The organism is Pseudomonas izuensis, from assembly GCF_009861505.1.
GTDB lineage: Bacteria > Pseudomonadota > Gammaproteobacteria > Pseudomonadales > Pseudomonadaceae > Aquipseudomonas > Aquipseudomonas izuensis.
The window spans coordinates 41,426-60,182 of record NZ_WTFT01000010.1; the positions used below are offsets into that span (position 1 = coordinate 41,426).

General features: G+C 62.8%; 10 protein-coding genes. All 10 read right to left on the minus strand.

What is annotated here, in order from left to right:
* Positions 1–167 precede the first annotated feature (167 nt).
* Positions 168–1,148 carry a LysR family transcriptional regulator gene (locus tag GPL81_RS10380; RefSeq protein ID WP_160106662.1) on the minus strand — a complete coding sequence of 327 codons (981 nt, stop codon included), beginning with the start codon at positions 1,146–1,148 and terminating at the stop codon, positions 168–170.
* Positions 1,149–1,302: 154 nt separating this feature from the next.
* Positions 1,303–2,250, minus strand: coding sequence for a peptidylprolyl isomerase (locus tag GPL81_RS10385; protein WP_160106663.1), 948 nt, complete (start codon positions 2,248–2,250; stop codon positions 1,303–1,305).
* Positions 2,247–2,726, minus strand: a complete 480-nt coding sequence (locus tag GPL81_RS10390; protein ID WP_160106664.1) for a YbjN domain-containing protein — start codon at positions 2,724–2,726, stop codon at positions 2,247–2,249. Before GPL81_RS10390 ends, GPL81_RS10385 begins: the two co-directional genes overlap by 4 nt.
* Before the next feature lie 20 nt (positions 2,727–2,746).
* Positions 2,747–3,388: a DNA repair protein gene (locus tag GPL81_RS10395; RefSeq protein WP_160106665.1), complete on the minus strand. Its 642-nt coding sequence runs from the start codon at positions 3,386–3,388 to the stop codon at positions 2,747–2,749.
* 17 nt (positions 3,389–3,405) lie between these two features.
* Positions 3,406–5,115 (minus strand): putative porin, encoded by a 1,710-nt coding sequence (locus GPL81_RS10400; RefSeq protein WP_160106666.1) that lies wholly within the window; start codon positions 5,113–5,115, stop codon positions 3,406–3,408.
* Positions 5,116–5,153: 38 nt separating this feature from the next.
* Positions 5,154–5,858, minus strand: a complete 705-nt coding sequence (locus GPL81_RS10405; protein WP_160106667.1) for an energy transducer TonB family protein — start codon at positions 5,856–5,858, stop codon at positions 5,154–5,156.
* Between the two features lie 2 nt (positions 5,859–5,860).
* Positions 5,861–6,286 (minus strand): ExbD/TolR family protein, encoded by a 426-nt coding sequence (locus GPL81_RS10410; protein ID WP_160106668.1) that lies wholly within the window; start codon positions 6,284–6,286, stop codon positions 5,861–5,863.
* A gap of 11 nt (positions 6,287–6,297) precedes the next feature.
* Positions 6,298–8,097: a DUF2341 domain-containing protein gene (locus tag GPL81_RS10415; protein ID WP_160106669.1), complete on the minus strand. Its 1,800-nt coding sequence runs from the start codon at positions 8,095–8,097 to the stop codon at positions 6,298–6,300.
* A gap of 18 nt (positions 8,098–8,115) precedes the next feature.
* Positions 8,116–9,714, minus strand: a complete 1,599-nt coding sequence (locus GPL81_RS10420; RefSeq protein ID WP_160106670.1) for a ShlB/FhaC/HecB family hemolysin secretion/activation protein — start codon at positions 9,712–9,714, stop codon at positions 8,116–8,118.
* A 340-nt stretch (positions 9,715–10,054) separates the two neighbouring features.
* Entirely contained in the window at positions 10,055–18,667 is an 8,613-nt protein-coding gene (locus GPL81_RS10425; RefSeq protein WP_425502555.1) for a filamentous haemagglutinin family protein, read from the minus strand.
* Between the last annotated feature and the right edge of the window lie 90 nt (positions 18,668–18,757).

Sequence of the window (18,757 nt, forward strand, 5' to 3'; positions counted from 1 at the left end):
CTTGAAGACATGGCTGGCCACTCTACAACGCATTTCTGCAACATGGCGAGACCCCTTGTAGGAGCGAGCCTGCTCGCGAAAAACGTCCAGGCAACCCGATCATTCAGACGGGGCGCGTTATCGTTGACGTCCATCGCGAGCAGGCTCGCTCCTACAGGGGATCCGGGTCAGCTTTGGAACCACTCCTGGCGTTCGTTGAAGGTGTTTTGGATCAACTCCACCAGCATCTGCACCTGCGACTCCCCTTCGGACCCTGCATTCACCGCCATCCACACCTGGCGTTGCATCGGTTGGCCGAATAGCTGCGGCAAGCCGATCAAGCCACGATCGAAGCGGCCCATGTAGCCGGGCAACAGGCCGATGCACGCGCTGCAGCGGATCATCTCCAGCATCAGTTCATAGGAATGCAACTGCACGACCCCGGCCAGTCGCTGGTCCACCAGTTGGTTCCACGGCCGGAAGCTCTCGATCTGCCGGTCATGTTGCCATTGCACCAACAGGAAGTCGGCCAGGTCATCGAGGCTGTCGGGGCGCGAGGCGACCCGTGAGTAACGCTTGGCAATGTGCGGTAGATAGTCCAGCTGGGCCAGACGCCGAGGTTCGCTGATGGCAAAACTCGGACCGGGCAAAGGCGTATCGGAACTGGCCAGCCACACCACCACATCGGCGCTGACCGCTTGCAGGGACAATTCGCTGTCCAGCGAAATGATGTCCAGGCGCACGCTGGCATTGCGGCGCAGCAGCGCAATCAGATCCCGGCCGAGGATGTCGTGCAGGATCGTTTCGGCCACGGCCAGACGAATCAGCGGCCGCTCGATGACCGGCAACTGGCGCTCGTGGGCCAGGGCCATCAGTTGAGCCTGCAGATGCTTGCCGTCACGGCTGAGTGTCAGCTCACTGCCCTGAAATTTGAAAAGTGTACGTTGCAGTTGCTCTTCCAACTGAGCCAGATGCTTGCGCAGCAGCGCAGGCCTGACGTCAAGGCTGCGGGCAGCCTGCATGAAGCAGCCACAGCGGGCGCTGACCATGAAGCATTGCGCGACCTCGGTCTCGATCCTCGCCGCCTGCGCCAGCCAGGATTCGGACTTTGCGGCGCAAGCGCGGTAATCGGCCGCATCATGGCGCCCTGCCGTCTCTGAAAATGACATCGATGACTCCCTGTCGATTGTGTTGTCTTGCCTCCACATCTGCTCTGTGGGAGCAAAGCTTGCTCGCGATGGCGGTGTGTCAGGCGCCATAAATGTTGATTGATACGCCGCCATCGCGAGCAAGCTTTGCTCCTACAGGGTTGGTGTCGATGCGTTAGCGTTTCTCCTCCAGCACCTTGCTCAACTCGGCCCCGTCGATACTCAGCATTGCCGTGTTGAGCATGCCTTCCAGATACGCCTTGGCGATCGCCTCCTGACGCTGGGCACGCAGCGCCTGGGTCAGTCGGTCGCGCAGCTCGTCCAGGGTAGCCACCCGAGCCGGTTGCAGTTCAGTGAGTCTGATCACGTGAAACCCGGCCGGACTCTGCACGGGATCGGACACTGCCCCGACCTTCAGCCGCGACACCGTGCCACGGACTTCAGGCACCAACTGCTGCAAGGGTTGCAGACCGGCATCGCCACCGCGCCCGGCACTGTCGCGATCCTGCGAGTACTGGCTGGCCAGCGCGGCAAATTCCGCCGGGGCCGCCTGGGCTTTGCGGCTCAGCTCCTGCGCTTGCTTGCGTACGGTTTCCAGGCTTTGTGAATCGCTCACCCCAAGGAAAATCTGACTGACCCGGTACAGGGGCGGCATCATCCATTCGGACTTGCCCGCCTCATAGGCTTTTTGCAACTCGGCGTCGCTGGGGTAATCCGCCGGCACCTGGCTGACTGACTGCAAATAGTCGCGAAACACGATCTGCTCGGTAGCAGCCCGGGTTTGCCGCTCGACGTCCGGACGTTGCCGCCAGCCCTGAGCGTCGGCCTGTTCGAGCACCGCTTTCTCGGCCAGGCGCGAACGTATCCAGCTTTCCAGCGTGGCGCGATCTGTGCGCAGTTGTTCTCGCGACTCCGGTGGTAACGTCACGAGCAACGCCTTGAGTTCCTCGGTCGCCACTTGCTGATTGCCCAACCGCGCAACCGCCGGCTCGCCCGCTGCAATGATCGTGGTCACAGGTTGCGGCGCTGCGACCGGATCGTTGCCCGGCCGCAAGCCCAGGGCCACGGCAACCACCAATACGGCCAGTGCTCCAGCGCTGGCCACCACTGTGCGCTTTTTCACAGGGCTGCAACCTCTTGCTCCGAGGCATCGACGGTTTCAACCTGAGTCTGCAACTGTGCAGCGTTCTGGCTGTAATCGCGCAGGTAGACGATGAATTCCTGCAACAAGCGATCCCACAACTCCAGGTTGCCGCGCAGATAATCGGCGCTGACGCCGGCAGCCACCACCACGTCCATTTCCATCACCAGAAACTCGCCCTGCACCGACAACCGGGCAAACCGGCGCGAAGCGTTCCACAATTGCGCCAGCCCCGCCGGCAACTCACCCTGCACCCGCAAGGCGCAACTGAAGGTGAAATCGACATAGCTGCCCTGCTCAGCCGCCGGGTTGCCGAAACGCACGGCGTAGCCGATGCCCTGGCTGGCGCTGAGCAATTGCACGATGCCGTTCTGTTCAGTCTGGTTGACCCGATAGCCTGCCGCTTGCAGTGCTTGGGTTAGCGATTGTGGCGATACGTGAGCGATCAATTGAGTCATGTGAAGTTCTTCCCTGTTTTTCAGTGAGTGATCGCAGCCTGAGGCGCGTCGAATTGGGTCTTGTAGAGTTCGTCGCCGAAGCCCTGGGCCAGTTCTTCGAACTTGACCCGCGCGCTGCCGGCGAAGGGTTGGCGAATGTTCATGACCTCGGCGACATCGATTTTTTCGTAGGCCGCGAGGATCTCCTTGGCCACGCCATACATCTGTTGATTCTTGACCGAACATTGCTGCATTTGTGTGTCACGTTCGGCCAGTTGTGCCTCAAGCCGTGCCCGTTCGGCTTCCTTGCCCCGGGCCATGACCAGCAGCTCGTCGTAAGCCTGCTTGAACTTGCCGATCTGTTCGCGGCTGGCTGCCACCTGGGCCTGGGCCTGGCTCTGCAAGCTGTCGTGCTGGCCTGCCAGTTGCTCGGCCATCCCTCTGGCCTTGGCCAGCTCCGCCGTCAACTGCTTGATCTGCGCCTGGGCGGCCTTGGCCTCCGCCTGCGCCGCCACCTGCGCGGCACTGGCCTGGGCCTGCTGGCTTTGCAGGGCCTGCAATTGTTGGGTGGTGCTGCGCAACTGCGTACGCAGGCGCTCTTCCATGCCCTCGGCGCTGGCCCCCTGGGCGACCATCAGTGCTATCGCCATCAGCCAGAATCTGGCCGGGATTCGTGTGTTCATGCCGCTCTCCCTGCGCCTTAGAAGCGCGTGTTGATTTCCAGCTGCAAGACGTCGATATCGAACGGCGCGCCGTACACCGCTTCTGAGCTCAACCAGCGTCCGGTGGCGTAGACATTCTTGGCCAGGCCGTAGTTGCCGCCCAGGAAGTAGCCCTTGGCATTGGTGCCGCCCAGGTGGAAGGAGGAATCGTTGAAGCCGTCAGGCAAGGCATCCGGCTGGATGTACTTGTAGCCGGCGAAGAGGTTCCAGTCGCCCTGCTTCCTGAGGTCCAGGGCGTTGCCAAGGGTGAACTGGACCATCCAGGCATTGGCGCCGCTCTCGATGTTGCCGTCGCTGTCGAGGTTGTTGACGATCTGCCCGGCCGAACGCTTGCGCATGTCGCCTTCGTCGTAGCCCAGGTTGTGCACATAGTTGGCCTGGCTGCGCAGTTTGAAGTCCTGCGGCAGATCGCTGTCGAGCACGAAATTCACGTCCAGCAGGTTGAACTCCGAGGCCAGGCCGACGAATTGCGGCTGCGGTGTGGTGGCTGGGTTGAGCGGGTTCGGCGTGATGTCGCGCAGCAGGAACACGGTGTTGCCCTTTTGCATGAACGCTGCGCGTGTGCCATCGCTGTCGCAACCCGGTGCGCCGGCCCAGGGCTCGCAAGGGCTGGAGCGTTGGCCCTCGATATCGTCAAAACGGTAGTAGGCCAACGCGCCCTTGAGACGGTTGCCGGAATTGATCGCCCAGTTGGCGCCGATCTGCGCGCCATACAGCCATTTGTTATCGCTCTCTTCCTTGTCGAAGCCGTTGCTGGAGGTGGTGTCGTTGGTGTACTCGATCGGGAATGCACCGACGGTGCCGAACACGCCCCAGTCACGGTTGAACTTGTGATCGAAAATCGCCGCGATACCGTCGAAGTTCAGCTCGTTGGAATAGAGCATGTCGGTGGAGAAGAATGGGTTAGTGAAGCGGCCTCCCGTCAGGGTCAAGTCGTTCGTTGCTTTCCAGGTCAAGTAACCCTGATCGAGCCAGATGTCTTTCTTGCCGAAGCCACCACCGAGGGTCTGGGTAGTCGACACTGGGCTATTGTCCGAACCGGTGCCGATGCGAATGCCGGCGGTCCAGTCCGGCGCGATCACCGCTTTCATGCCCAGGCGCGCCCGCAGGCGCAGCAGGTTGTCGCGGTCTTCGCGGGTGTTGAGCAGTGGCGGCAAGCTGGTGCTGCTGTTGGGGTTCACGTCGAACGGGCCGTTGTTGTTGAGCTTGGCGAAGTCGACAATCTGATTGCTGTTGGTGTCCGAGTAATAGCGCGACTCGTCCCGCAGGCGAATGTCGCCGTCGAAGCTGATACGCGATACCCAGTCGGGAAACGTGTTGGGCTGGGCCCAGTTTTCCTGTTTGGCGGTGGCCATGACTTCGGCCTTGACCTGATCGCGGATCTGGTCGCGCACGGCGGCGGGCACATATTGCACCCGCACATCGCCTGGCGCCGCGGCCGGGCCGCTGGCGACAACGGCAGGCGTAGTCGCGGCGGTCGCGGTCTTGCGGGCCTGATCCGCTTCACTCTGGGCCTGGGCAATCAACTTGTCGGCCTTGTCCTGTTTCAACACGCCTTGCTCCACCAGCAAGCGGATCAGATTGATCGTGGCGTTCTCCGAGGGCGCAGGCGCCGCTGCGGCCTGACCGACCAGGGTCGCAACGACCATGCCGACCGCCAGGGACAATCGATTCACATTGGAAATCATTTGCACACAACTCCTTTTGGCAAAGCTGGAAATTTTGATTAGCCCGGACGCCGTCCTTGCAAGGACAGGCGCACAGGCAAAGTGATCGAGGCCGGTGGCCGTTCGCTTAACGCAGGCGCGTTGCGCAGTGCCGCGAGCACCTGGGTGTCAATCCCGGGGTTGCCGCTGGACTTGATCAGCTCGACCCGGGTGATTTCGCCGACGCTGCTCAGCCAGACATCGGCCTGAAGGGAAAAGGCCAGGTTGCGCAGGTCCGGGTTCTCGCGCAGCAAGCGCTGGAAGGTGAACGCCAGGAACTGGCTGTAGGTGCCGTTGCCCAAGCGTCCGCCGCCGGCGCCGGCCATGCCGCCGCCCTTGCCCGCGCCGATATTGAAAGCGTCGTTGCCGGCCTGTGCGTCACCGTCCATTTGCATCGGATTGGCCAGGTCATCCGCCGGGGACGGCGGTGCTTCTTCCTCGGGTTTCACCTCTTCAGGCTCCGGCGTCGGCTCGGGCTCGACCATTTTTTCTTCCACGGGGGTTGGCGGCTCCGGTGGTTTTTCCGGCGGTGGCGGCGGCGGTGGCGGCAACGGGATGATGGTCGGCACTTTCGGTGCTTCACGGCGCACACCGCTCATGTCGTTGGCCCACTGCCAGAGCAACCACGCGGCCACGCCGGCGATCAGCAAACCGGCGCCCCACTGCACGAACCGCAGGGGCGACTGCTTGACCGGAGACGGAGGAATCGGAAGTTGAGCAGTCATGGTCAGCCCTGCGCCGGTTTGCCGGTCACCAGACCGACCTGTGACAGTTCAAGACGGCGCAGCAGGTCCAGCACCTCGATGACTTTCTGGTACTGCACCGTGGCATCGCCGCGCACGATCACCGGGAAGTCGGGGTTGCCGGCCTTTTCAATGCGCAGGCGATCCTCCAGCTCGGTCAGGGTCACCGGGTAGGCATCGAGGAACACCTGGCCGCCGTCATTGACCGAAATCGCCTTGGTCTTGGCTTCGGACAGCGATACCGAAGCGCTGGCCTTGGGCAGGTTGATCTGGATGCCCGAGACCTGGGCGGTGGCGGTGAGGATGAACATCACCAGCACCACCATCAGCACGTCCACCAGGGGTGTGATGTTGATGCTGTCTACCGCTGCATCATCGTCATCGTCGTGGGAGGCATTTACAGAAGCCATGGCAATGCTCCTCAGGCCGATACGGATGCGTTGGTATGGTTGCCACGGCGGTGCGCCGCTTCACTGAACTGGCTTTCGCCGTGCATCTCCGCCAGGCGAGTGATGAACTCGTCGACGAACACGCGCATGTCGGCGCTGACTTCCTTGTTGCGGGTGATCAGGCGGTTGTAGCCAAACAGCGCCGGGATCGCGACGAACAGGCCCATGGCCGTGGCCAGCAACGCGGCCGCCATGCCGGGTGCAATGGCATTGATGTTGACGTCGCCGGCCATGGCCGTGCCGAGGAACACCACCATGATCCCCAGCACCGTGCCGAGCAGGCCGATGTAGGGCCCACCGGCGATGGCGTTGGACAAGGTCGAGAGCTTTGAACTGAGCGCCTGGTTCTCCCGGGTGCGCACACCGTCCATGGAGCAGCGGATGGCTTCAATGGTGGCTGCCGATACCGAAGAGGTGTCGGCGCCCTGCTCGCGGCGGGTACGGATTTCCTTGACCGCCACCTGATACAGGCGCCACAGCGATGAGTGCTGCAAACGCTGGGCGAGGTCCCGATCATCGGCGAACATTTCCAGGCGCGTGCCGACCTTGGCGAATTGCTCGCGGAAGGCTTCGTTGGCGGCGCTGACGCGGCTGACCATGCGGTTCTTGCGGATCATGATGAACCACGACTGGAACATCATCAGTACCAGCACCGCGATGATCACCCAGGCATCCATCGGCACCGCATTGAGCAGGAAACCGAGGCTGCCAAAGCCGTAGCCCGACTGCTCTTCATCCACCCCATAAGCCACCAGTTTCGACTCGGCGCCCTGGGCGCTGGCGTCGGCAAGCAATTGCGCGGCGGGCCGGACGACCTTCGACAGGCGCAGTTCATCGATGGCGCCGGCAAACGGCAGATAGGCACTGGCGGACAGGTCGGCACCGATGGCCATGACCGAGTTGAACGCAGGCATCGCCAGCGCCAGGCTCGCGGTTTCGCGACCATTGACGTACAGCGAAACTTTGCTGCCCTCGGCGGTCAGCGCCAGGTGCTGCCACTGGCCGGGGTTCAGCGCCTGCGTCGAATTGGCGCGCTGACCGTCGATTTCCACGAAGGGCATGCCCTGGTTCAAACCGACCAGCAAGCTTTGCTCACCCTCGCGCCTCACAAGCACAAGCTGTTCGCCATTGGCTTGCTCAAGCTTCAGCCAGGCACTGAAGGTGAAGGCACTACCGGCGTTGTGCTGCAACGATGGGCTGGCGGGTAACAACAGTGGTTGCCCACTCATTTGAAGGGCGCGACCGATCACGCCGTCGATGCTCGCACCGGTAGCGCTTTGCGCGGTGTTGCCATAAGCCGTAGTGTCCTTGGCCGGCAGGCCATTGGCACCTTCAAAGTGATAGAGCGCGGTGTAATTCGGATCGAACGTCAGCTGACCGTTGCCGGTGGCCGGGGCCTTCTGGTTGCCGTAGTACATCCAGAGGTCCTGGCGTTGACCGCCTTCAACCTTCGGCACATCAACCCACACCAGCGCCATGCCCATCAGTGCGTCGAAGCTCTCGATCTGGTGGTTGAGCACGGTCTTGTCATCGGCGGCGACAAAGCGCAGGTCCGAACCGTCTTCCTTGACGCCATCGAAGGTGAAGTTGCCGGTGTGCAGGCGCACCAGCAGCGGTGTCCGGCCCAAAGCGTCGTTGATTGCCGCGCCCTGGGGCGTGGTGTCGACGGAGATCTGTTTGCGGTAATGCCAGTCGTCCTGCCACCAGGCATGGGCAGTGGCCGGGAGCACAAAGCCCAGGCACGTCAGAAAAGCGATCAATAAGCGCTGCATGAAAAAATCTCCGTAGGTTCAGAAGGTCGCTTGCAGGTTGAAATGCAGGCGCGATTCCTGTTTCGAGGTGTTGGGCCCTTCGAGCAGCGGGTAGCCCCAATCCAGGCTGCCGGACAGCCATTTGCTCAAGCTTGCGCGGGTGCCCAGGCCAACACTGGCCAAGGCGTAGTCCGCGTCCTGATCGGGCAGCTCGTCGCGCAGGTATAACTGCGCGCCCTCGGCAAAGGCGTAGAAGCGCCATTCCTGGACGTAGCTGCCCAGGTACTTGGCCAGGGAAGGCGTGCGCAGTTCCTGGCTCAAGAGGTAACCGTCATCGCCGGTGCGCTCGGCGGCCAGATAGCCGCGCACCGAAGTGGCACCGCCGGCAGAGAATTGTTCGTTGGACACCAACGGCCCGGAAGCCAGTTGGAACGCGGCTTTGGACGCGCTCTGCCAGTCGCTGGCAAAGGTCCAGGTGTAACTGGTATCGCCCTTGAGCACGGCAAAGCTTGGGCTGGCGCGATAGCGTTTGTAGTCGAAGTCTTCGTCAGAACTGCCGTAACCGAGGAAGCTGCGTGTGCCGGCCACCAGGCTTAGGCCCAGGCTCAACTGAGAACTTTCAGAGTAACGAAAGCCGTTGTAGGCGAAGGTGAACGGCGCGTACTTGAGCGGCACCTTGTCGGTGTCCCCGGCAAAGTCCAGTTGCTCGTCGAAGTCCTTGAAATCGATGCCCGCCGACAATGAGTTGGACCAGTTGCCGCTGGACGGCAGCGTGTAGATCGCCGACACCCCGTAGGAATGACCCTTGCCCAGCACGTTGCTGCCGCCGATGGTCGCCACGTTGCTGTCGGACTGGTAGCCGGAGACCTGCACACTCCAGCGCTCATCGAGCGGCGCGGTGTAGGACCCGGACCATACCTTGGCGTTGGAGGTGTCTTGCGGCGCGGTAAAAAACGTCAGCGAAACGCTGTGCCCCAGTTGCCACAGGTTGTTGTAGCCGAGGCTGGCGACGCTGCGCAGCTTCTCGGTGTCGGCGCTGTAATCGTTGTTCAACCCGAGACTGGCCTGCCATGGATTCTGGTCTTCGACCTGCAGGTCTACGTCCATGGTCCCCGGTCGCTGTCCCTCGCGCACCAGTGGCATTACCTGACGGCCCGGGGTCTTGTTGAGCTGCGCCAATTCGCTCTGGACCTGAGCGAAATCCGGCACCTGGCCTTCTTTCAGCGCCGGTACGTCTTCGCGGATTTCCACGGGCGAGTAGTGTTTGGCACCGACCACCCGCACCCGCCCGACCTTGGTCTCGCTGACTTGCAGATAGACAATGCCGTCCTCGACTTGCTGCTGTGGCAATTCGACGAACACCGATTGATAACCGTGCGCCTGATAGACCTTCTGCAAGGCATCGCGGGCGCCTTCGATGTCGGCAAGTGCCTTCTGCGGGCCGAGAAACGGGTAGACCGCTTCTTCGATCACCCTTGCATCAAGCACGGTATTGCCGCGCACAAAGTATTCGTTGACGTCCACCAATTTGACCGGTGCCGCTGCTTCGGCGCTCACATCCGCCCACGCCGGCTGCGTGCCGGCCGCCAGCAGCAGCCAGCCCCACAGCGCCGTCCGTGACTTGAAAAAATGCTCCACACCACCCCCTGAATTCGAAGTACCGGCTTGCCGCCAACAGCCAGAAAACTGGCCGTGCGGCCCCCTCAAGCACGTCACATAGGCATGACCGGGCTGGCGTTGTGCTACCGAACTTTTGTCATGAAAGCTTCATTTCAAAATTCGCTGGTCCGGGCGTTCGTACGCATCGCCCCTGTAGGCGCTGGCTTGCCAGCGAAAGCGGATTGTCAGTCAGGGATCGATGTCGGTTGTGCCACCGTCTTCGCTGCGGTGCGGCGATCCGACAAGCCAGCTCCTACAGGTCCAGGCGCCCCAAAAAAAAGGCGACCCGAAGGCCGCCCTCAAGCCTGACGAAGCAGTCTTACAACGTCAGACTCCCCCGCTCTTCCTCCGTCAATTGCCCCCGCGCCCGCTCATCCAGCACACCCGCCCCCAGCACCTGCACCGGGCTATCGGGGTTGTACACCGGTGCTGGCACAAGGTTCGCGCCATCGCGATTCGGTGCCAGTTGCTCGGAGCCAAAACTCAACACTTGCACGGTAAACACCGAGGCCTGGTTCTTGCGCGACGCGGCCTGTTGCTGGCGTGACATGTCTTCGGCCGCTTGGGTGGCGGAGGTGGCGGCGGAGCTGGCCGAGGTGATCGCCCCGGTGTTCACGGCCGCCGTCACCGGAACCCCCGACGACTTGCCCTGCACCTGGATGTTCGCCGCGTTGACCACCTTCAAGGCGATGATGTTGAGGTTGCCCGACACCCGGATCCCCGCCTCGCCGGCATCGATGGTGCCCAGCGGCGCGATCAGGTCGATGTTCCCCGGCGGCACTTCGGCGATCGGATTGAGCGTGGCGATACCGGCGCCGGTGCTCGGCACCGTTGGCGACAGGGTCACGTTGCCCCAGGGGTCGTAGACGCGCTTGGGCGGCGTGAACACCACGGTGGTTTTCGAACCCCGGCCGGCGTTGATGTCGCCTTCGGCCGACCAGCCGAGAATGCCGCCACCGAAGGTGGTCATGATCCGGCTCTGGCCCAGCAGGATGCTGCCTTGGGAATAGAGCTGGATGTTGCCCGTGCCCTGGGTGACGATCCCCGCCGTGGACGGCGGTGCAGCGCCTTCGATGCCGAATACCTGAGTGCCGCCGGGGGTGAGCATCTGGATGTCACCACCGAACAGGGTCTTGATGCCCGCGCCTCCGTACAAGGTGATGTCGCCGTCGTAGCGGATCGGATTGCCCGCCACATCCGTGGTCGGGAACAGCGCGGCAATCGCATTGCGACCGCGCAGGTAGCTACCCTGGCGCGGGCCGGTCTCGTCGCTGTATTCCAGGCCACCGGCACGCAGTTCCGCGAAGTACACCTGACGGGCGAAGATCGCCTGTTCGCTGCCGGGCAATGCCGCGTAGAAGGCACGCGCCCGCTCGTCGTTGCCGCTGAAGCCGTAGCCCAGGGTCAGCCAGGACACCAGTTCCTCGTCGTAGGTCCGGACCACCTTGCCCGGCTGCTCGCTCAGTGGCGTGCCGCTGACGGCCTGGTTTTTCGGGTCCAGATAATGGGCAATGAAGCGTCCGTAATCCGGGCCTTGCGCCCCTGCGCCGGCCTGCAACACCACGCTTGCCCCCGCACGTTTGTCCCCCGGCGCCACCGGCCCGATGCTGGTGATGCTCGCCCGGTTCTCCATCAGGATATTGCGCCCGGCGTTGATTTCCAGGGTGCCGGGGCCACCGATGTCGAAGCTGCTGTAGAGAATGTCGCGACCCGCGGAAACACGCGAGACGTCGTTCGGGTTGTTGTGGATGAACAGGTTGCCGGTCGACGTAATGGTGTCCAGACTGTTGCCGATCCCTTCCTTTGGCACCTGCACCGGACTGCCCAACGTCGTACCCGACGCGACAATATCGCGCCCCGCCACCATCCATACCGGCCCCGCGGCTTCGTACCAGACACGTTTCGAGTTGCTGAAATTGAGGGTTTCGCCACTGCGAACGCCCACCAGGTCGCCGGTCAAGGCATAGAACCGCGCAGGCGCCTGAGTACCGCTCAACCCTGAATAGCTGTCGGCGCCGAAGGCAAACAATGGGTAACGCGAATTGTTGGTGGAGGCCTGGACACCATCAATGCCACGGTTGCTCATCAGCAAGTCCACCCGATTGAAGGGCCCTGCGGAATAACCGTTGAAGGCCGGCGCAAAGGGTGTGCTGATGGACAGCGGACTGGCCCCCGACTGATTGATCGCGTAGCCGCCGGCATAAATGGAGTTGCCCGCCAGCAGCTCCAGTTGCCCCGCATTCGACGGCGCCAGCAGCAAGGAGTAAGCAGCCCCGTTGAATTCACTGCCCCCGCCATTATAGGCAGCGGAAGGCCCGGCATAGATCGAGCCCTGAGCGGCCACCGCCCGCAGGATCGACGGTATGACGAAACGGTTATCGGTCGGTGAGGTATTACTGCCCAGGACAACCTGCTGATTGCGGGTGTCCGCCAACTGCGTGTTCGGGGTGAGATTACCCCCCGCCGAGAACAGATCGATGGCGGTGTGATCGGTCCATAACGAGAACCCGGTCAAGCCGCCTCCCGCATGCAGCACCCCATCGGGCGTGGTGAACGCCGTGGAGTTTTGCAACTGCACCCGGCCCGGGTCCACGGTGCCACCCAACACCAGGTCGCCCCTCGTGTTGAGGCGCATGCCCGAGTCGCCGGGGATCAACACCAGGCCGCCGGTGGCGCTACTGGTGGTCGAGGTGAACGCATCGTAGCCACGGCTTTCGCGCTGGTCCTGATACCCGGAAAACGAGCCATAACGCAGGTTGACCGCACCCATCGCAGAGGCCGTCAATTGTGCCGCACCACGCAGGTTGATCAGCGCCCCCTGCAAATCATGACGCGGTACTCCGATGCCGGATTGGCCGGCACGGGCCTCCAGGGACGGGTTGACCGTGCCACCGATGCGGATGTCCATGTCACCGCCACCGGTCAGTTGCAGGCTGCCGTCGTCGCCCACCCGGCCGGTGCTGCCTACCGCCACGATCAGACCCTGGCTTCGCGAGAACGAGTCTTTTGTAAAAGCATCCCCCAAAGGTCTGAGCAGACCACCATCGGTCCCTGCGCGAAGGCTGATATTGCCGCCACCCAAGGTGCCGAAGCCAGTGAAGCCCACCAGGTAGGGCGCAGGATCGGCATCCGTCGACTTCAACGGCTGTGTGGCATAGCTGCCGAAGTTGATCCACCAGGCCGTGGGAATTTCGCCGTTGCCCGTACCCTGGCGCCATAACCAGTTACCCACGGCAACGCTGTTTTTTTGCTCACGCGTTCCCGCAGAAGCCCCCCTCCTTTGTCCAACCACATCGCCAGAGACCGAACCACCGGCATTGATCGTCAGGTTTCCGCCCATCTGCGGGAACCAGGCCTGATAGAGGCTATCGCTGCCGCCATTGACCCATTTTTCATAGTCCGTGCCGGAGCTGCCCAGCACGGACCCGTCGTCCGACAGTCGACCACGGGGCTGGTTGAAACGCGGATCGACATCGCTCGATTGCGTACCAGCGGTGTACACACCGAAGGGTGAGTCCATGCTCAGGTTGCCCGCCGCCATCACGTCCAGATCCCCCGTACCGGTGCGCAGCACGCTGAACATCTGGCTGTGGGCCTTGTAACCCGGCTTGCTCTCTACGCATACCTCCGGGTAAATGAGGCATAACTCGATCAGGTCGTCAGTGACGGGCGCGTAGTCCGGCATGCCCACCCAGTTGCCCGGGGCCCAGGTCCATTGGGCCATGGGCTCGCAGGCGGCAGGGTCGTCCGTACAAATCGACAGGTCGCCGTCGGACACAGGCGAGTAGGCAGGCCTGCCGTGGGTATTGTTCTCGCTCCATACCAGGCCACCCGCCCCGGTGGTTTTCAAACCGTAATGAGAATCCGCAAGCCGCAGATTACCTTGCGCTGTCAGCGGTTTGATCTGGCGGTTGTCCGCCGCGTCCAGATCGGCACCCGCGACCACACGCATCGACCACGACGCACTGCCTGACGGCAACATGCTTGCCAGGGCCCAGTTGGCACCCTGCCGGGTACCGTCAAGCGGCCGAAGCTCAATGGCCGTGGTGCCATCGGCCAAAACCACGTTGGTCATGGACGGAATCAGCGAGCCACGCAGCAACGCCAGCGAGCCCTGCACAAACATGCCATTGACGGTGCGCAGGTCCGGGTCGTAACTGCCTGGCAATGGCACACCTTTGGGCCAGATCATGCCTTGCAACGCCGTGGCTTTATTCAAGCGGATGCCGGCGCCCAGGCGACTGCCCGCCGGCAAGACGATGCTGTCGCCAAGCAAGGTCCCGGCGCTGTACAGCAGATTGCCCGCCGCGTCGTGCACCGCCCCCGCCAGAACAGTGCCGGCGCCGAGCGTGTAGGGTTCGGCGAGAATGGCCTGGGTCGGTAACAACGTGCCGTTGGCGAAGTTGGCCGCCTGGATCGGCAAGTCGTAATTCAAGGCAACACCCACCGGGAACTGCGTCCCCTCGGCCAGCGTCACGCCCGCGACTGGCACGATCAGGTCACCACCGAACGGCTGCACCCCCGGCAGCAATTTCCAGCCAGCGTCATCCACGGTTGGCGGTGGCGGCGCAAAGCCGTCGTTGATGCTGCCGTAGATATCGAGGTTGCCGCCGGCACGGATCACCAGGCTGCCCGCCTCACCCGAGCCATAGACCGAGGTTTTCTGCGTGTGCGGGTTGAGGCTGGCATAGCGGTAGCCGGACAGGTCCAGATCGCCTTGCACCACCAGATCGCCATCGGCGGTTTTACTGGCGATTTCCACGCCCGGACGCAAATGGAACGCATCGGCGTAGGTGGCATTGTTCAGGCCCGCGAGTTTGCGTTGCAGCAAATCGCTATTGGTCAGAGCGGCATTGATAAACCCCGTGCTATCGCGATGAATATTATCCAGATACGCCTGATCGAGGATCTGGTACGGGCGGCCGCTGACGGTCGGGTCGACGCCGTCGTCAGCATCAATGTAACGTCGGGTGCCATTGAGCCCGATGGAGCGCGCACCCAGGATGTTCAGGGCACCGCTGGCATCAATCGCAATATCCCCGGCGCCCAGGCGCGGCGCATTCAACTCCAGGGTGCCACGCAGCAGGCCGTCGTACTGACCCGCGAGGCTGCCAGGTACGGCATCGGTGCCGTGGCGCAGGTCGATGCGCGCCCCCGAGGCCAGGGTCAGTTGTCCATCCCCCGAATCGAGCTCGACCATGGCGCGGTTCGGCGCGTCGATGACTTTGCCATAGCTGTCGACCCGCAACATTCGGCCATGGGCATCGAGCACGGCGCTGCCTGTCAGCGTCAGGCCGTGCCTGGCGGACAGGCGAATACTGCCGACACGCTCGCCGCTGGCGTCGATCAACCCGGCAACCGTCAGGCTGCCGTTGTCCACCGAGACATTGACCTCACCGGCCTTGAGCCCGTCACCGATCAACAGGTTGCCTTGCTTGAGCTGGAAACTTCGACTGCCATACACCTGGCCGGCGTTCAGGCGCTGGTTGAGGGCCGCGAACGCTTGATTGAGATCCCCGTCGCTGCCCAGTTGTCGGGCACGAATGTCTACACCCGCGGCGTTGTACGGCACCCATGTGCCCCCCGCGTCGTAGTAACCGCTGGCGCTGCCGAGAACCTCGCCCTGTAGATCGACCACACCCGCGCCAGTGGCCAACGCCACCGCGCTGAGATGACCGGCCTGGTTGTTGACCGCCGACAGATCGATGCGTGAACCGGCCTGTTGGCGGATATTGCCCTTGTCGCTGTAGAGCGACACGTCGCCGCCCCAGCTGTATTTGTTCACATCATTGAACGGCAAGGTGCGCCCGGCCAGGTCCAGGTAAGCACCAGTGCTCAGCGTCACGTCATCGTCGGCCTTGACCGACAGTTTGCCGCTGGCCAGAGCAATGCGGCTGTCGAGCAGCACGCTGCGTGCCTGCAGGTTCAATTCGGCGCCCAGGGCATCCGCAACGGCCGGCGTGCCGGCACCATTGGGCGAGGTCAACGTCAGGTTGTTGCCTGCCTTGAGCAGGTTGACCGACCCGGCTTCACCCGTCAGCAATGGCGTTCGCAGGTTCAGATTGCCGCCGCTGTAGGCATAGCCGTTGACCGGGTCGTAAGCGCCCTGCTGCTCGTGCACCGCCAGGCTGCCCTTGTGGTTGGCGGTGATGCGCTCACTGGCATTGAGGTTGACGTTGGCAAAGCCCAACGCCAGCCGGTCGTTCTGGTCCAGACCACTGGGTTGCGGGTTCGGGCCGTAACCGAACTCGATACGTTGCGCCTGGATGTCCAGCGTGCCGTGACCGGTGCCGGCCCCGTCCTTGATCACGGTGCCGGGGTTTTGCGTCGCACCGTTCCAGATCAGGTTGGCCGTACGGATGGTCGCCACATCATTGGCATCGCCCAAGCCATAGACCGCCGGAGTGACCAGCACCAGGTTGGCCAGTCGGCTCTTGCCGGTCTGCGGGTCCAGGGTATCGAGGGTGACGCTGCCGAAGAAGTTGAACGAATCGCGAGTGGTCAGGCTCAGGGTTTCCAGGGCCGGCGCGCCGTATTGGGTATCGCCGCGCAACAGACGATCGAGGACGTCCTGGTTCAGGGTCAGCCCCGAGGGCACATGACTGCCCGCCAAGGCGAGCGCCTCGGCGCTGCCGGCGTTCACCGAGCCCATTGCCAGGGTCAGGTGACGGGTCCCGAATCGCACCGATCCACCGAGCTCGAACTGTTTATCGGTGACCGCGGTGATGCTGCCGTTGGAATACAGCGATGCCGGGGTACTGCACGAGGTCGACGGGCACGTGCCGATACGGATGAAGCCCGCCCCCGCCAGGTCAACGCCTACTTCGGACGGCAGGACATTGGTCCAGCCGTTGGACACGATCAACAGCCCGGCTTTTTCCGGCTGATAGATGAACCCCGAGTTGGAGTCGTAAGGAACATCGCCACGGCCCAGGGTATTGATGGCCGCTCCGGCTTCGAGCGTGATGCCGCCTCGTACATCGCCGGTGCGCAACACGACTTCCGGAGCCGAAAGAACCGCCCCTTCACGCAGGGTAATGTTGTTGGCGGAACCGGTGAATTTGATGAAGTTGCCCGCAGTGCTGTAGTCCACCTTCGGCGCTGCACCGATGCTCAAACGCCCGGCGCCCAAGTTGTTGAGCGAGTCGGCCGTCAGCGACACACCCTCAAAATCCTCGGTGCGGGCTGCGCCTGCCCGAAGAATTTCAAAGCTCGAGGCCCCGCGTACCACAGCCGTCCCCAGTGCACCGCCCTCGGCAGCGCCAAACATGACCCTGCCGCTGAAATCCAGGGCGATATCGTGATCACCCTTTTTCAACAACAGGTTGAGTGTCTTGCCATCCAGCGGCGTCTGCGCGCGCGGTATGCCTTGACGCGCCGCGTCGCTGTAGACGAACTGGGTGTAGCTGGTTTCGTTGTACTGGGAATACCGGCGCAGCACATCGGCGGAAGTCAGGATGACCTGGCTGGCGAGGCTGTCACGCAGTCCGGTGTTGGCAATCGACATTTGCCCGGAAGCGGTCCAGGAACCATTGCGCATTTTCAGCGCGCCGCTGCCGGAACCTGGCGCGGCCTGGCCATTGACTTCGACCCGGAATGCACCAGGCAGCAAGGCAAAGGTCGATGGCAACAGGGTATAGGTGCCGGCTGCCAGGCCCGGTACACCGGCACCGAGGGTGATCTGCTGGCCAATGCGTGGGTCACTGGCACCCGCCTCCGCCACGACCGGCGCATAGACGCTCTGATTCCCCGGCACGATGGCGTAGATCGGGTTACTGCCCAGGCCCGGCAGGCTGAACGTACCGTCGTTGGCGTTGCGCACCAGTGGGTTGAAGCGCGCATCGGTGGAACCGCCGCGTCCGGAGACAAACCCGGCCCCGCGAAGGTCACCGCCCCCGGACAGGTCAATCAGCGACCCCGTTTGTGCGTCGACGTACTGCGCATTCAGGACCACGCCGGTCTCTTCGTTGGCAATCCCCTTCAACACGACCGACTTGCCGTTGTAGCGATAGTCAGTGCCATCGGTGGTACCGCCATAGGGCATGACCAACCCTGCGCCACTGACCGAGGTCACGCTGCCCGGCAACAGTTGGATCTCACGGGTGTTGATATAGAAATCACTGCCCAGCGCGATCAGGCCCAATGGCGCACGAATGACCCCGCCTTGTTCGATATGGCCGCCGCTCAACACCAGTCGGCCAAAGGCCGAGTAAGGCATGGCGGCCGGAGCCGCGCCATGACCGCTGATGCGCAGCGTACGATCGGGGTCAAACGACGCCTCGCTTTGATACCCGAAACGTATCTCGGACCAGACCCCCGTGCCGGGATAGATCTGTGCGGCGCCAAGGTGAAGATCGCCCGCCGTCCACAGGCTGGACGCACCTTGTGTATCCGGCTTTGCCAGCAAACGCATATCGCCGCGGCTGTCGAGCGTCACCAGGTCGAAGCTGCGCCGGCTGACAGCCAGGGCAGGCCCGGTGAGTTGCCTGATCTCGCCCTGGCTACCGAACGAGATCCGGTTGCTCAGGTCAAGCAAATCTGCGCTGGCGGTGAACTGCGCGTCCGACACTCTTTTGGTCGGCGTATTCAGAATCGTTGGACGGATATTGAACTGGGCATAGTAATCCCCCAGCCCAGACAAACGCATATAGGGGGCTGCCAGGTGGATGCGCGCGGTTTCTTTCGAAGCCTCGGCCAGGGACAGCGACCAGGCATACAGGCTCAAACTCTGATTCATGCGCAAGTCGACATCACCGTCAAACGACAGCGAGCCATGGCTCAGCAGGTTGAGGCTGTCGAAGCCACCCGACATCAAGTTGTCGGCGCTCAAGCGGGTCTGGCCGTAGCGCAGCAGCGGATCAGCCTCCCCCGGCTGCAAAGCCGCTGGCAGCAGGATGTCATCCGGTCCCTGGGCGATGATCATTTCCCGCATGACACGAACGTCTTTACCCGCCTGTTTATCGTTGTACATCGGCGTTTCAAGGGCGATGTCCAGACGCCCCCCTGCGGCCCCGGCCCCGGC

What these genes read in the sequence shown, in the direction of transcription:
- GPL81_RS10380 (WP_160106662.1), bottom strand. Translation starts at nt 1,148, where the DNA reads ATGTCATTTTCAGAGACGGCAGGGCGCCATGATGCGGCCGATTACCGC.
- GPL81_RS10390 (WP_160106664.1), bottom strand. Translation starts at nt 2,726, where the DNA reads ATGACTCAATTGATCGCTCACGTATCGCCACAATCGCTAACCCAAGCA.
- GPL81_RS10395 (WP_160106665.1), bottom strand. Translation starts at nt 3,388, where the DNA reads ATGAACACACGAATCCCGGCCAGATTCTGGCTGATGGCGATAGCACTG.
- GPL81_RS10400 (WP_160106666.1), bottom strand. Translation starts at nt 5,115, where the DNA reads ATGATTTCCAATGTGAATCGATTGTCCCTGGCGGTCGGCATGGTCGTT.
- GPL81_RS10405 (WP_160106667.1), bottom strand. Translation starts at nt 5,858, where the DNA reads ATGACTGCTCAACTTCCGATTCCTCCGTCTCCGGTCAAGCAGTCGCCC.
- GPL81_RS10410 (WP_160106668.1), bottom strand. Translation starts at nt 6,286, where the DNA reads ATGGCTTCTGTAAATGCCTCCCACGACGATGACGATGATGCAGCGGTA.
- GPL81_RS10415 (WP_160106669.1), bottom strand. Translation starts at nt 8,097, where the DNA reads ATGCAGCGCTTATTGATCGCTTTTCTGACGTGCCTGGGCTTTGTGCTC.
- GPL81_RS10425 (WP_425502555.1), bottom strand. Translation starts at nt 18,667, where the DNA reads ATGCGGGAAATGATCATCGCCCAGGGACCGGATGACATCCTGCTGCCA.